Here is a 13,758-nt window from a genome sequence, read left to right on the forward strand (position 1 = left end):
TTGTTTTTGCGAAAAGAACAAGTTTGCCATGCCACCTTTACTTGGTTTAACCCATCGAGTAATTTTGTGTTGCTTGTTTACTCATTAGTATGGAAATCTTGCAAGTATTTATTCAAGGAATCAGGATGGGAATATTTTCTTTTGCTATAGCGACATCCATTCAGCATCATGGAAATGATTCATACAAGTAAGCAAAAGGCACAAACTAATAAGAAATAAAATCAAAGTTGAGGGTGGAGCATGGGAATTTGTCCAATTTGTAATGGATTTCATGAGGAGCAGAAAAATTGTCGTTTATGTGGCGAAGCAATGGAGGATAGTGGAAGAGTCATGGATTTCTATGATGATTACAGCCCATACATGCCTATTGACCAAATGAAGCTAGAAGATGGTTATCCCGAGGACTACAAGAATGAACAATGTCCACATTTATTCAAATGCCCAACATGTGGCTTCGACACAATCATATTTATTCATGAATAGTGTTACGCTTTTAATAAAGTTCTAGTTAAGATTTCACGTAAATACAGAATTAAGCTATAATATACATTAGGGGGTAATTTGGAACGAGGTGAATGGATTGCAGTACTCAAAAGAATTGATGAATCGTTTGAAGAGACTAGAAGGCCAGGTTCGTGGCGTCATTCGGATGATAGAAGAGGAAAAACACTGTAAGGAAGTGGTTTCTCAATTATCGGCAGTACGCTCAGCAACGGATCGGGCGATTGGCTACATCGTCGCAAAGAATCTTGAATCCTGTATATTAGAAGCAAAAGAAGAAGGTAGAGATGCAGAGGACGCCATACAAGAGGCAGTCAACATGATGATCAAAAGTAGATGAAAGGAAGCTGACGTTTTGAGTCAGCTTCATTTTTATTGGCACTACTTATCATATACATGAAACAGCATTATTTCATGAATCTGTTTTATTAGAGTCTCTTCATCGGTTGGCTTGCTTTCAGATGTCCATTCAATTTGTCCATCCGGATGATAAATGCCGGTTATTTTTTGTTTTTTATAATAAAAGGAAAATCGCCAGCCAGGCATTTCTTTGTTTTCGTATAGCGGCTTGTACTGAAAATGTGTGATCATCCCGTTCCCCCCCCTTGTACTATTGTACATCGTTGGGGGGAGAAAGACATACAAAAAGATGCTCGAATAATGCGACTAGTCTTTGTACTCTTTCTTCTTCGATTTCCTTTTCATCAAAGCTCATGGGTTTCGAATTAATTTCATAGATGACATATTGTTCATCTTCTGTTAATCCAGCATCGATCGAAAACTCTCCGAAGAACCCAACTTTTTCAGCCAACTGCTCTCCGCAAAGATGAACGAGTTCCTGAATAAAAAGCTCATCCTTTTTCCGGTATACTTCCTCAAAGGAGAGTAGTTTTCCACCGTTTGGAATGTGGGTCGTTAAGCTCTGCTCACCTGACTGTCTAATGCCAATTCCTGTCACTGTATACGTGCTTCCATCATAATGGGATAAAATACGAAAGTCATACCGTTTTCCATGGTAAAGAAGCGGAGAAATTCCCTTTTGGGCAATATACTCTCTATTCTGAAAAAGTGTAGCGTACTCTTGCCAAAATTGCTCGAAATCATGAAATAGAATCATTTCTTTCCTATTCTGATAGGTGATGATTCCATTCTCCATCTGTAAAAGCCGGAAGATTCCTTGCCCTTTGGAGGAGCAGGATGGTTTGACATAAATATGCTGATGTTCACCAAGAAATTCTCTTAGGTTGGACATTTCAGTAATATTAATCGTTTCTGGGAAATAAGGCCCTAGAGTTGGATGGTCCTTGAACATTAAATAAAGCTCATATTTATTGAGGAAGGAAGGGTTAAAAATAAGGGACCCTCTCTTTTTGAAGGCCTCGATGGCTGCTTGAAAGGGTTTTGACTGCTCTTGCTTGCGAAAAGGGACACGATTAAAGACAATATGAGGATAAGGTATTTGTACTTCGATCCACTGATTCTCTCTGGGAACGAATAGATAACCGTCTACTCGTGTCTCACGAATGAGTTCAGCGGTAGTCACCACTGCGATTCCACCATTATCATGGACCCTTTGCTGGAGCTGCTTGAATAGGGCGACATTTCCTATGACAGATTGCTGTTGAGCCTGCCCACCGAGGATCGTGATGAGAGGACCAAGATTTCGATGTTGGCGGCAGGAAACATGAAAAGGGATGGAGGAAGGAGAAAGCTCCCTCCTGTATGGAATGGGTGTTTCCTCTACTCCGAGAGTATAATGCGCCTCACCATCTGTATGGAACCATAGCTTTTCCTTTGTATCATAGTAGATAATCATTTGAAAATATCCCCTGGATTCGTAATCGCTTTCTCTGTTAGGTATACGGAATAGGCTAATGACAGCTTTCTTGTGAGAAGGTCAAAGAGCTTTAATTGGGGATGCTTAAAAATAGATCGGCCAGGCTTAGAATTTGCTTCATAGAGCCATACTTTGCCGTCCCGATCGATGCCCATATCAAAGCCAATTTCCCCGATTTCCCCTTCAATTTGCCGTTCTAATGAGGAGCTAAGGGTAAGGCAAGCCTCCGTTAGCTTTCGTACCGCCTCATCTTTTTCTTCCTTTGTTAAAAATATTTCCTCCAGTGTCTTGATCGTTCCGCCATTATTTACGTGAGTGGTCACGCTCCCAAGCCCAGCTATTTTAGCCGCCATGGCTGTCACCTGCCAATGGCCCTCCTTGTCCTTATTCGTATGAATGCGGAAATCAACGGTCCGCTTATCGATGCGGAGGGAGTGAATCCCTTGCTGGACAAGCATATGAGTTAAATTGCGATTTCGAAACAAATGCTTAAATAATCCTTCTAGCGACTCGTACCTTCTTAAGCGATTGCTGCCACTTTTTTCACGATAGCGGCAATAATAAGCATCGTTTTTACGGTCATATATAATCTGATGGATTCCTAGTCCAAGACTGCCGTTAATCGGCTTGACAAAAACATGGCCATAATCAGCAAGCATTCTTTCCACTAAGGAAAAGGAGATGAAAGGATGGGTTTCAGGCAAATATTTGGCACTTGATTCCTCCTGTAGCAATTTTTCATAAACATCCATTTTGTTAAAAAATCCTGGATTATACCAAGGGATGAGATACTCCTTTTGCAAACGTTCCTTTATCTTTGAAATTTGCGCTCTCTTTTCGCTACGTCGATTAGGGAGGCGATCGTAAATAACATTTGGAAAGGGTACTTGGAGTGATTGCCATCCATTTTCATGATAAAACAGCCCTTGAATCGTGCCATCCTCCCAATTGATATGCTCCTCACCAAAGATAAAGGCAAAGGCCCCAACAGATTTCTCTACAGAAAGAAGCTTTGAAAAAAATAAAGATCGCTCTCCAATGGGTCTTATCGGAAATGGGGTAAAGCCTGATGTAAATATGCCAATCAGCGGGCCTAGATATAACGTTTCATTATTAGAAAAAATATGCAATGGGCCAGGCCGAGAGGGGAGCCTTAATTGAGTAGCTAAGTCACGACTAATTGCAATCGTCTTCTTGTCATTTGGGTGAGGATAAAAGGATGCCGAGGAGGAAAAACTCCCAAATGCCACATTTTCCATTTTTTCTAGCTGCAGGGTTGGTGGATAAAGGACAGTTTTGTCATACTTTTCTATGATTTCAATCTGAAATAACTCTTTCTCTTTCATAAGGTTCTGGTCTCCTTTCCTGCAGAAACTTTGCGTAGAGAAGGGGGCTTTCATATAAAAAATCCTTCAGCTCCGGCTTGGTTTCAAGCAATACCTTGCGACCGGGCTTTGAATTAACATCGAGGATCCAAATCGATAAGTCCTTGGCAATACCAATGTCGACGCCAAGCTCAAATAAAGGAGGAAACTGGGTTTCTAGAATGGTGGGTAAGCTTGTTAAAATATCATCAATTTCTTCTATGATAAACCTTCTTTTTCGTTCATCTAGGTTGGCTAACCATTCTTCAAAATTGATTGCTATTCCCCCATAATTGAGATTTGAAACAATGCCACCCTCTTTGCCCTGGCGAATCCCTTTACCAATCATGCTCCAATGACCGAATTGATCCTTTTGTAGCAATGCTCGAATGTCAAAGGGTTGATTTCTTTCATTTTGCAGGGACAAAAAGGGTTGAAGCATGTAATCCGCTTTCGAGAGAATTCGATCGAGCCAGGATAACAGGGTCGATTTTGACTTAAAGGTACGGGAAACCTGATGGGTCATTTTATCCGTTTTGACGATGAATTCTTTATTGTACAGCTCGATGGAATAAATTCCACTCCCCCCTGAACCATCCGTAGGCTTTAAAATGATCCTTCTTTTGTCCTGCAAGAGCTGGTAAACCTGTTCAGATGAACGAGCCTGAATGGTTCTTGGGATATATGGAGCGAGCTTTGATTTAGTAAGCGCCTCATAAAGCATCAGCTTATTTGGAAGACCAAAGCCAAGAAATTGAATCTTATCCTTTGTCTTAAACCAATTGACTATGCCTTTACATTGCCGCGAGTGCAAATCATGTCCGTAAAAGCAGCGATCATAAAGAATGCTTGGAATGAGAAATTGCTCTTCGACCCAGGCATCTTTGTCAGGATCAAACCTTTCTCCTTCAATTTGTTCTGTCAGTGGACTGAACTTTGATGGAATGAAACGATAACAAATGATTTCGTGTTCTTTTGCTCGACGGGCTATTTCTGTAAAATAGCCTGCCTCTGTTTTAAGATTCAAGGTCATGAACCCTAGTGTAAGCATCGTTTTTCCCCCGCTCTAGATTTTCCTTTAGATACTTTTCTCCAATAACCGTTTCTCTTAAATGCTGAAAAGCAAGTGTATGGGCGTATTCATAGATAGCTTTTGTAGAGGGTCTTATGTTTTGTTTCTGTTCTTCGGTATTTTTTGAAGGCTTTGAATTCACCTCGATCAACCACGGATTGCCGCTCGAGTCGATTCCCATATCTATTCCTAGTTCTCCCACATATCCATCCGAGGCTTGGCTGATAACATGGGCTACCTCCAAAGAGAGTTCTTTCATCAAGGCGAGCTGCGCTTGGAGCGTTTGAGGATCGAAATGTTCCATAAGGGCCTTTTCGGGCTTAAACAAATCTCCTCCCCTTGCAAGATTAGATACAAACTGATGAACCGCAGAGATGCGCGAAACAATCGAAGTTATTCGCCATTGGTGTTGATGGTTTTTATGACAAAGAATACGGAAATCAAGCTGTCTATCCTGATAGGTAATGAGAGGAATCGTCTGTTGAATTATAAAGATGTATTGTTTGGAACGGGAATGAAACCAATCATGAAAGTCATGAAGGTGGAGGAATTCTTTATTTTTTTCACGAATGGATGATGATTCAACGATCACATGCTCATTCGTCGATACTCTGTAGATATTACGTCCTTGACTGCCATTTATTGGTTTGAGATAGACCGATGAATATTTATCAAGTAATGAAGACAGGCTTTCCTTGCTATAAAGGTCCGTTTTCGGAAGATATGGCTGCAAATGTTCTTCGGCATGTAGAATATTGTGAACGTCCCACTTGGTTAGGAAGCGGTCATTAAACAGCGGGATCTTCTTGGCTGAAATTTTTTGTTTGAAGTTGTCAAAAAAAAGGCTCGCCTCTATTTTTCGGGAATGAACTCGATTGTAGATGACATTTGGGAGAGTGAGCGTGGCTTTTCTCCAGCCATCCTCCTCGTAATGCCAGCCGATAATTTTATCTTCTGTGAAGTCCTTTGGATGAAAGACGAAAAAAAATCCGCCTTTACTCTCGGAAAAATAGTGCAACTCCTCGCAAAATGAATGGATGGAACGAAAGCTAGGCAGTCCATCCTCCTGCACATAAACCTCTGTAGCTACTGCAATAATAGGACCGATATAAAGGGTTTTATTTTCTTGATCAAATTGACATAAGAACCGGATTTTCTTCATTGGCAGTGGAAGCCTTGCCATGATTTCCTCATCCAATAGCAGGTGGTCCTTCTCAATTTCCTTCTTCATGATCATGACAGGCTGCATGGTAGTGCCAATACATAGGATGATCTGCTCCGAATTACGGATCCCCCAGTAGCTAAGAAGGGAGCTGCTGATATAAATGCATGATGGATGTTCCTGAAACATTTTTATCGGTTGAATCGTAATAGAAAGATAAGTTGTTGATGTCATTGGCATTCCTCATTTGCTCGCCCTTGTATGTCCATATATAATAGCAGGTGGTAGACATACGAGGTCTAAGCTGATATGAGTATCGTATGAAATTAATTAATGGTATGTGCCTATCTTGTTAGGTCGGTCTTGATATGAGGATGGAAGGTAGATGGATATGGAAACTTTAGGAACCATTTTATTTATGATTGTAATTGGGGCGGTGATTGGAGGGTTTACGAACCATTTAGCCATTAAGATGTTATTTCGCCCCTATCATCCAGTCTATATAGGGAAATGGAGGCTCCCTTTTACACCGGGAATTATTCCGAAACGAAGAGATGAGCTGGCTAGCCAGCTGGGGATCATGGTTGTAAATCACTTATTAACGCCAGAGAGCATTCAAAAGAAGTTTATGAATGATACTTTTCAGAAGGAAATGACAAAACTCGCTCAAAGGGAGCTAGATAAGCTTCTAAGCAGTGAAGAAAGCATTAGTGAAGTATTAGAGAGGTTAGGTTTTCAAGATGGTCGGCAACAGATCGAAGGGGAAATGGACTCCTTTTTAGAAAGAAAATACGATCAGTTAATGGAGAAGTATCGTCACCAGCCGATAAAGACGATCCTGTCTGTCGAGTTAATCGAGAAGCTAGACTCGAAAATCCCAGAAATCAGTGGGTACATCCTTCAAAAAGGGGTGGATTATTTTAATAGCATAGAAGGAGAGTTTCGGATTGAGCGAATGGTCGACGATTTCGTAAAAGGACGGAGTGGCATGCTTGGTAATATGCTGCAAATGGTTCTCGGGAATGTTAATCTTACGGGAATGATCCAAAAGGAACTGATTAAGTTTCTTAGCAATGAAGGAACGAAGGATTTGGTGGCCACGCTGTTACGAAAAGAATGGGAGAAGATTCTTGACTGGCAGGCCGAGCAGCTAGAGGAGCAATTTGGTCGAGAACAGCTTCTTCAGACTGCCAAGAAGGTCGTGGGCAAAATTATTCGCATGGACCAAGTTCTTTCTACACCAATCTCCACGTTAGCATCATCCTATCGAGAGCGTTTGGTCGAGCAGATGGCGCCTCAGGTTGTTCAGCTGTTCGGAAGTTGGCTTGCTGGAAGAATTGAGGATTTAATGGAAAGATTGCATTTAGCCGATGTTGTACGTGAACAGGTTGAGACCTTTTCGGTAGAAAGAATCGAGGAAATGGTTCTGCTTATTACGAGTCGAGAATTAAAGATGATCACCTATTTAGGTGCACTGCTCGGTGGCTCCATAGGACTGCTGCAGGGGATCTTTGTTTTGGTGATGGGTTAAGAGCAAAAGGTGCATTTATCATTTTATTGACGCACGATGTGCAATTTGCTTCATAGTTTGTTATAGTGATATGGATTTCTCATCGCATCATGAATGCGTGAGACGAAAAAAGGAGTGAATCAATAGTGGCCGTGAATTTACATGATGCAGCCTATGAACTAGAAAGATCAATAAGAAATAGTAATGAATATCATCAGTTGAAGCAGATGTATGACGCAGTAAATAGGGATGAATCGGCAAGAAGGATGTTCGAGAATTTCCGCAACATTCAAATGCAGCTGCAGCAAAAGCAAATGATGGGTGAGGATATTACCCAAGAGGAAGTGGAGCATGCCCAAAAGACAGTTGCCCTTGTCCAGCAGCACGATATGATTGGACGCCTAATGGAGGCTGAGCAACGCATGAGCATGATCATTAATGAATTAAATATGATCATTATGAAGCCATTAGAAGAGCTGTATGGCGTTGCAGCTGAATAACAGATGAAAGGGGATCACATTTGAGTGGTTCCTTTTTCTATGGGAAATCTTAAACATCGGTGGTATGCCTGAACGAGTCTTTGCTCCTGCCTTTTGGAGCAACAACGAAGAGAAGGTATGCTACCGATTTTATCAAAGGTGAAGCGGTTTTTAAACTAGTTTTTAAGATGTGAAACTTGCTTGTTCTATTTCCCTCTTTTCTCACATAAAAGTAGATTAGATGGCGTAGCTAAATCTTAAATCTACATCATGGAATAGGGGGCAAACAGGGTGATCTATAGGCTACTAGCTTTGAATATTGATGGAACACTGCTGCAAGCAAACGGCAGGCTCCATAAATCGACAAGGGAAGCGGTCGAATATGTAAGGGACAAAGGGATCTATGTTACACTTGTAACCTCAAGAAGCTTTCCATCGGCAAAAAAGGTTGCCAAGGCATTAAAGCTGGATTCCATTCTTATTACCCATAACGGTGGCTATATTGCGAAGGAATTAGATAAACCGATTCTCGAAAAAAGAATTTCTGAGGATATTACCTTTGAAATTGTAAGATTGTTAGAGGGCTTTCAATGTCAAATTAGACTTGTTCATGAAAAATACTCACTAGCCAATAAGCTCAAGATAAACAATAATTTAATGGCAAAAACCGTTGTCAATTCAGGGGATCCACTTTTTTATCCACATCAGTTTGTTGAGTCCATCAGTGATACGATTATGGATGATCCAAGTGCACCACCAAAAATTGAAGTCTACTTTGAAGAAAAAGGCGATCTGGAAGATGCTGAGAAAGCGATTGAAGGAATGTTCTCCGAGGTTGACACGTTCCGTCTCAATGATTATCGTCTGGAGATCGTCCCTCATTCAGTCTCAAAGCTCACAGGGCTTCTCTATTTGGGGCAGCAGCTAGGCATTAAACGAAGTGAGATGGTTGCCATCGGAGATGCGATGGATGATCTAGAAATGATTGAAGCAGTAGGACTCGGGGTGGCCATGGGCAATGCGCCTGCCCAGCTGAAGCAGGCCGCAGATTGGATTACCCGCTCTAATCAAGAAAATGGAGTAAGCTATATGGTAAAGGAGCATTTCCGCAAGCAGCAGCCTATAGAGTTTCTGAAAAAAATGAATATCATTCGATGAGTGGAAGCAGGCTGTTGCCTGCTTTTTCGTGTTGTTCGATTGACCTTGTCGTGAAGACTCTGTACACTAGGTTTGTGACAGCCAAAAATGCGTTTCGCAAATAAAATTGGTTTTCCGCAAATACAATCAAATTTCCGCAAATATAATTGGTTTTTCGCAAATATAACTAAATTACCGCAAATATAATGAAATTTACGCAAATATCTCGTATTTGCCGTAAATAAATCAGCTAAGTTTGAATTAGGGAGTAGATGTTCGCTTGCATATTCACATAAATGGACTGAAGGATGACCGTTTCTCACGGCCACTTCAGCTGATCGCAAACTTATTTTTTGAGGAAACGACGATTTCACTTGAGGATGGGCCTCAAAATCCAGATATCACCATTGATTTCCAGCTAAAAGTAGCCAACAATGTCATCGTGAAGGCCATTTTACAAGATAAAGAGGCTTATTTTGAAAAAGAATTGCCTGAGGCCGCTTCTGAAAAGGAACAATTCAAAGTCATCAAGAATTCAGTCTCCCATGCTTATCTTTCTGTGCTCCAGGAATATACGGGCATGGTTCAAAAATGGGGGATTCTTACTGGGGTACGGCCAACGAAGCTGTTGCATAAGTTTCTCCAATCAGGTCTTTCTAAAGCGGAGGCACACGCAAAACTAAAGGCAGAATATTTGATTACCGATGAAAAAATCCAGCTCATGCAGGAGATTGTTGATCGACAGCTTGCCGTTGTTCCGGACCTTTATGACTTGCGAAAAGAGGTTAGTATTTATATCGGCATTCCTTTTTGTCCGACGAAATGTGCTTATTGCACCTTCCCAGCCTATGCTATTAACGGAAGACAGGGTTCAGTAGACTCCTTTCTTGGCGGACTTCATCATGAAATGAGAAAAATTGGTGAGTGGCTGAAGGAAAATAATATCAATATTACAACGGTTTATTATGGCGGAGGGACCCCAACAAGCATCACAGCTGAAGAGATGGACATGCTCTATGAAGAGATGGTTACATCGTTTCAAAATGTCGAGAAGATTCGCGAGATCACTGTAGAGGCAGGAAGACCGGACACGATCACCCCTGAAAAGCTTGAAGTGTTGAAAAAGTGGAATATCGACCGTATCAGTGTCAATCCGCAATCCTATACGCAGGAGACGCTTAAGGCAATCGGTCGCCATCACACAGTCGATGAAACAATTGAAAAATTCCATCTTGCCAGAAACCTGGGCATGAACAACATCAATATGGACCTCATTATCGGTTTGCCTGGTGAAGGTGTTGCTGAATTCCAGCATTCACTTGATGAAACCGAGAAGCTCATGCCGGAATCGTTAACGATCCATACGTTAAGCTTTAAAAGGGCTTCAGAAATGACGAGGAATAAACAGAAATATAAGGTCGCCAGCAGAGATGAAATTGTAGAAATGATGAATCTCGGGGAAAAATGGACGAGAGAGCATCATTATTTTCCGTACTACCTATATAGGCAAAAGAATATTTTGGGAAACCTCGAAAACGTTGGTTATTCCCTGCCAAATCAAGAAAGTATCTATAACATCATGATCATGGAGGAACAGCAGACGATCATTGGCCTCGGCTGCGGGGCCGCAAGTAAATTCATTGATTACGACGGTAAAATTACTCATTTCGCCAATCCAAAGGAGCCGAAAGCCTATAACGATAGCTTTAAGGAATACACCGATAAAAAGCTCGCTATTTTAACAGAGATCTTTAATCAAGACAGAGCCCTTACTCGTTGAGTAGGGTTCTTTTTTTGCTGATTTTGAAATATTTTAAAAGGGTTTTTATACTATCATGTAGAACTAATGATATGTGCTTATGAAAGCGCTATTACTGTTCATTATTTTGAAGGGGGATGTAAGAATGATGATGCAAACACCATTAACGATGACACAAATGATTAAGAGAGCAGAGAAGTTTTTTCCGAAAAAGCAAGTCATCTCACGGACAACGAAAGGGATCAAAAGATTCACCTATAAAGAAATCGCCGAGAGAACAAGAAGACTTGCAGATAGCTTGCAGAAGCTTGGTGTTGAAAGAGGGGACAGGGTTGGAACGCTAGCCTGGAACACTCATCGTCACCTCGAAGCTTATTTTGCCATTCCTTGTAGTGGGGCCGTCCTACATACAATCAACATTCGTCTCGCACCTCAGCATATCTCCTACATTATTAATCACGCCGAAGACAAGGTTCTACTCATTGATTCAGATATTCTACCACTTATCGAAGCCATCAAGGATCATATACCAACTGTAAAAGCATTTGTCATCATGACAGATGAGGATGAACTACCAGAAACAACGCTATCCCCTGTCTACCACTATGAAGAGCTCATCTCAAAGGGAAGCAATGACTATGAATACCCAGATGATATTGATGAAAATGCTCCAGCTGGAATGTGCTATACATCGGCAACTACTGGCAATCCAAAGGGTGTGGTCTATACCCATCGAAGCACCGTTCTTCATAGCATGGCACTTGGAATGGTCGACAGCGCCGGTGTAAGTGAAAAGGATATTGCTCTCCCAGTTGTTCCGATGTTCCATGTTAATGCATGGGGGCTTCCATTTGCAGGTGTCTGGTTTGGGACAACGCTCGTGATGCCTGGAGCTTATTTCACTCCTAAGATCTTGGCCGAGCTCATTGAACAGGAAAAGGTAACCATGACAGCTGGAGTGCCTACTATTTGGCTGGGACTTCTAAAGGAACTAGAAGCAAATGAGTATGACTTAAGCAGCCTGCGCTATATTCTTTGCGGGGGCTCTGCCGCTCCAAAGAGCATGATCAAAGCTTTTGAGCAAAAATATAAAATTCCATTCATCCATGCATACGGGATGACTGAAACAAGTCCTCTTGTCGTCATCTCAAATTTAAAGAGCTACCAGGAAGAGCTTTCTGATGAAGAAAAGCTTGAATATAAAGCAAAGCAGGGTGTCCTTGTACCTGGTCTAGAAATGAAGGTCGTCGGCAAGGATGGAGAAGTTGCTTGGGACGGCAAGGAAATGGGAGAACTAGCTATTCGTGGACCGTGGATTGCCTCGGAGTATTACAAGGATGAGCGAACGGCCGATGCTTTCAGAGACGGCTGGCTCTACACCGGTGACGTCGTAACTGTTGATGAGGAAGGGTTCATGAAGATTGTCGACCGCACGAAGGATTTAATCAAGAGTGGGGGAGAGTGGATTTCCTCCGTTGACCTTGAAAATGCCCTGATGGCTCATGAGGCAATCTTTGAGGCAGCGGTCATTGCTGTTCCGCATGAACAGTGGCAGGAACGCCCGATTGCCTGCGTCGTTCTGAAGGAGAACGCACAGGCTACAAAGGAAGAACTGATCGAGTTCCTTAAGCCACAGTTTGCGAAATGGTGGCTGCCAGATGACATTCTTTTCATGGACGAAATTCCAAAAACCTCCGTTGGAAAGTTTTTAAAGCGGGCACTGCGTGATCAAGTGCAGGAGCAAATCCAACAATAACTTAAACACGGAAGGTGAATATCATTCTAACCTTCTCCTAATAAATAGTCGGTTGGTTGCCAGCCGACTATTCCATTCCAGGATTGATGATAATTTTTAAAATATTTAAAAAAGTGCTTATTTATTTTGGCAAATCCTTTATAATGAAGGTGAATATTTAAAGGAGGGGAAGGACCATGACAACTGAATTTCTCACAAATACGGTAAAGGTCAGCATAGATGGTCGAGTGGCAACGATTCAATTGAATCGTCCAGAAAGCTTGAATTCGATTAATGCAGAAATGGTGAGGGAATTACTCTATACGCTCAAAGAAATTAGTAATTCTGATGAAATTGATATCGTTGTGTTCACTGGAAATGAAAGGGCTTTTTCTTCGGGTGGAGACATTAAAACAATGCTTAGCCAGCCAGCAAGTGAAAACGATTTCTACACCATTATGGATAACATTAATGAACTGATTGTAACGATCAATAATTTACCAATGCTTACGATAAGTAGCATTTCGGGCGCGGCGGCAGGCCTAGGCTTCAGCCTTGCTCTTGCTACAGACTACATACTCGCTGATGAAAGCAGCAAGCTTGCGATGAATTTCATCGGAATTGGTTTGATTCCAGATGGAGGGGCTCACTTCTTCCTGGAAAAAAGACTAGGTGCCGATAAGGCCCAGCAATTAATTTGGGATGGCAAAGTATTATCCGCACAGGAAGCGCTTAAGCTGAACCTGATTCATGAGGTGTCCTCGAACTATCAAGAGGCGCTTGAAGCCAAAATCCAAGAATGGCTCAACAAACCGATTAAAGCGATGATTAAAACGAAGAAAATTCTTGCTGAGAAAAATCGTCCTCAACTATTAAAGATTCTTGAGCTTGAGAAGAATGGTCAATATCAAATGAGGCAAACAAAGGATCATAAAGAAGGAGTGGCAGCATTCCTAGAGAAAAGAAAGCCACAGTTCACAGGAGAATAGGAAGAGTTAGCAATTTGGATATACCCTCAAAAAACATCGGGTCTGAAGTGTCTAAAGGACAAATTTCAGGCCCTTTCTCATACAATAAATTAACTAGACCATATATCCCCATGCACAGGCAGATTAGAGAACAAGAATGCTAGCTACGATAACACGTAAGAACTCCCACTCATAAGGTATATTGAATTTCTTTTTTGGCGAGAGGAAGTGAAG

13 protein-coding genes are annotated in these 13,758 nt (G+C 41.6%); 8 read left to right on the plus strand and 5 right to left on the minus strand.

The features are described from left to right. Nucleotides 1-240: 240 nt before the first annotated feature. Together J2S07_RS00095 and J2S07_RS00100 are read left to right on the plus strand one after the other, a co-directional pair. Nucleotides 241-483: a hypothetical protein gene (locus tag J2S07_RS00095; RefSeq protein ID WP_307148352.1), complete on the plus strand. Its 243-nt coding sequence runs from the start codon at nt 241-243 to the stop codon at nt 481-483. A gap of 97 nt (nt 484-580) precedes the next feature. Further along, on the plus strand, nt 581-841 hold the full coding sequence (locus tag J2S07_RS00100) for a metal-sensitive transcriptional regulator (RefSeq protein ID WP_307148353.1): 261 nt from the start codon (nt 581-583) through the stop codon (nt 839-841). Nucleotides 842-882: 41 nt separating this feature from the next. Here the strand turns inward: J2S07_RS00100 and J2S07_RS00105 are convergent, their stop codons facing one another. Genes J2S07_RS00105 through J2S07_RS00125 form a run of 5 tightly spaced genes read right to left on the minus strand, consistent with a single transcriptional unit; the run spans nt 883 to nt 6,170 of the window. Further along, the gene (locus J2S07_RS00105; protein ID WP_307148354.1) at nt 883-1,092 is read right to left on the minus strand and encodes a YheE family protein; all 210 of its coding nucleotides are present in this window, start codon (nt 1,090-1,092) and stop codon (nt 883-885) included. A 19-nt stretch (nt 1,093-1,111) separates the two neighbouring features. Further along, nucleotides 1,112-2,317 (minus strand): YheC/YheD family endospore coat-associated protein, encoded by a 1,206-nt coding sequence (locus J2S07_RS00110; protein WP_307148355.1) that lies wholly within the window; start codon nt 2,315-2,317, stop codon nt 1,112-1,114. Then, nucleotides 2,314-3,684 carry a YheC/YheD family endospore coat-associated protein gene (locus tag J2S07_RS00115; RefSeq protein ID WP_307148357.1) on the minus strand — a complete coding sequence of 457 codons (1,371 nt, stop codon included), beginning with the start codon at nt 3,682-3,684 and terminating at the stop codon, nt 2,314-2,316. Before J2S07_RS00115 ends, J2S07_RS00110 begins: the two co-directional genes overlap by 4 nt. After that, nucleotides 3,656-4,753 (minus strand): YheC/YheD family endospore coat-associated protein, encoded by a 1,098-nt coding sequence (locus J2S07_RS00120; RefSeq protein WP_307148358.1) that lies wholly within the window; start codon nt 4,751-4,753, stop codon nt 3,656-3,658. The genes J2S07_RS00115 and J2S07_RS00120 overlap by 29 nt, the downstream gene beginning before the upstream one ends. Continuing rightward, nucleotides 4,719-6,170 carry a YheC/YheD family endospore coat-associated protein gene (locus J2S07_RS00125; protein WP_307148359.1) on the minus strand — a complete coding sequence of 484 codons (1,452 nt, stop codon included), beginning with the start codon at nt 6,168-6,170 and terminating at the stop codon, nt 4,719-4,721. The genes J2S07_RS00120 and J2S07_RS00125 overlap by 35 nt, the downstream gene beginning before the upstream one ends. A 151-nt stretch (nt 6,171-6,321) precedes the next feature. On the opposite strand from J2S07_RS00125, the gene J2S07_RS00130 reads away from it, so the two are divergent. From J2S07_RS00130 to J2S07_RS00155, 6 genes are all read left to right on the plus strand, one after another. Further along, entirely contained in the window at nt 6,322-7,467 is a 1,146-nt protein-coding gene (locus tag J2S07_RS00130) for a DUF445 domain-containing protein (protein WP_307148360.1), read from the plus strand. Between the two features lie 125 nt (nt 7,468-7,592). Beyond that, entirely contained in the window at nt 7,593-7,946 is a 354-nt protein-coding gene (locus J2S07_RS00135) for a YlbF/YmcA family competence regulator (protein ID WP_307148361.1), read from the plus strand. A 270-nt stretch (nt 7,947-8,216) separates the two neighbouring features. Beyond that, nucleotides 8,217-9,083 carry a Cof-type HAD-IIB family hydrolase gene (locus tag J2S07_RS00140; RefSeq protein ID WP_307148362.1) on the plus strand — a complete coding sequence of 289 codons (867 nt, stop codon included), beginning with the start codon at nt 8,217-8,219 and terminating at the stop codon, nt 9,081-9,083. A gap of 259 nt (nt 9,084-9,342) precedes the next feature. Next, nucleotides 9,343-10,842, plus strand: coding sequence for a coproporphyrinogen III oxidase (locus tag J2S07_RS00145; RefSeq protein WP_307148363.1), 1,500 nt, complete (start codon nt 9,343-9,345; stop codon nt 10,840-10,842). A gap of 127 nt (nt 10,843-10,969) precedes the next feature. Beyond that, on the plus strand, nt 10,970-12,577 hold the full coding sequence (locus J2S07_RS00150) for a long-chain fatty acid--CoA ligase (RefSeq protein WP_307148732.1): 1,608 nt from the start codon (nt 10,970-10,972) through the stop codon (nt 12,575-12,577). A 176-nt stretch (nt 12,578-12,753) separates the two neighbouring features. Then, nucleotides 12,754-13,545: an enoyl-CoA hydratase gene (locus tag J2S07_RS00155; protein WP_307148364.1), complete on the plus strand. Its 792-nt coding sequence runs from the start codon at nt 12,754-12,756 to the stop codon at nt 13,543-13,545. The last annotated feature ends 213 nt before the right edge of the window (nt 13,546-13,758 follow it).

The organism is Anoxybacillus andreesenii (genome assembly GCF_030813005.1).
GTDB lineage: Bacteria > Bacillota > Bacilli > Bacillales > Cytobacillaceae > Robertmurraya > Robertmurraya andreesenii.

Bases quoted from the DNA above. Each gene is read 5' to 3' on its own strand.
- J2S07_RS00095 (WP_307148352.1), top strand. From the start codon at position 241: ATGGGAATTTGTCCAATTTGTAATGGATTTCATGAGGAGCAGAAAAAT.
- J2S07_RS00105 (WP_307148354.1), bottom strand. From the start codon at position 1,092: ATGATCACACATTTTCAGTACAAGCCGCTATACGAAAACAAAGAAATG.
- J2S07_RS00110 (WP_307148355.1), bottom strand. From the start codon at position 2,317: ATGATTATCTACTATGATACAAAGGAAAAGCTATGGTTCCATACAGAT.
- J2S07_RS00115 (WP_307148357.1), bottom strand. From the start codon at position 3,684: ATGAAAGAGAAAGAGTTATTTCAGATTGAAATCATAGAAAAGTATGAC.
- J2S07_RS00120 (WP_307148358.1), bottom strand. From the start codon at position 4,753: ATGCTTACACTAGGGTTCATGACCTTGAATCTTAAAACAGAGGCAGGC.
- J2S07_RS00125 (WP_307148359.1), bottom strand. From the start codon at position 6,170: ATGACATCAACAACTTATCTTTCTATTACGATTCAACCGATAAAAATG.
- J2S07_RS00130 (WP_307148360.1), top strand. From the start codon at position 6,322: ATGGATATGGAAACTTTAGGAACCATTTTATTTATGATTGTAATTGGG.
- J2S07_RS00150 (WP_307148732.1), top strand. From the start codon at position 10,970: ATGATGCAAACACCATTAACGATGACACAAATGATTAAGAGAGCAGAG.
- J2S07_RS00155 (WP_307148364.1), top strand. From the start codon at position 12,754: ATGACAACTGAATTTCTCACAAATACGGTAAAGGTCAGCATAGATGGT.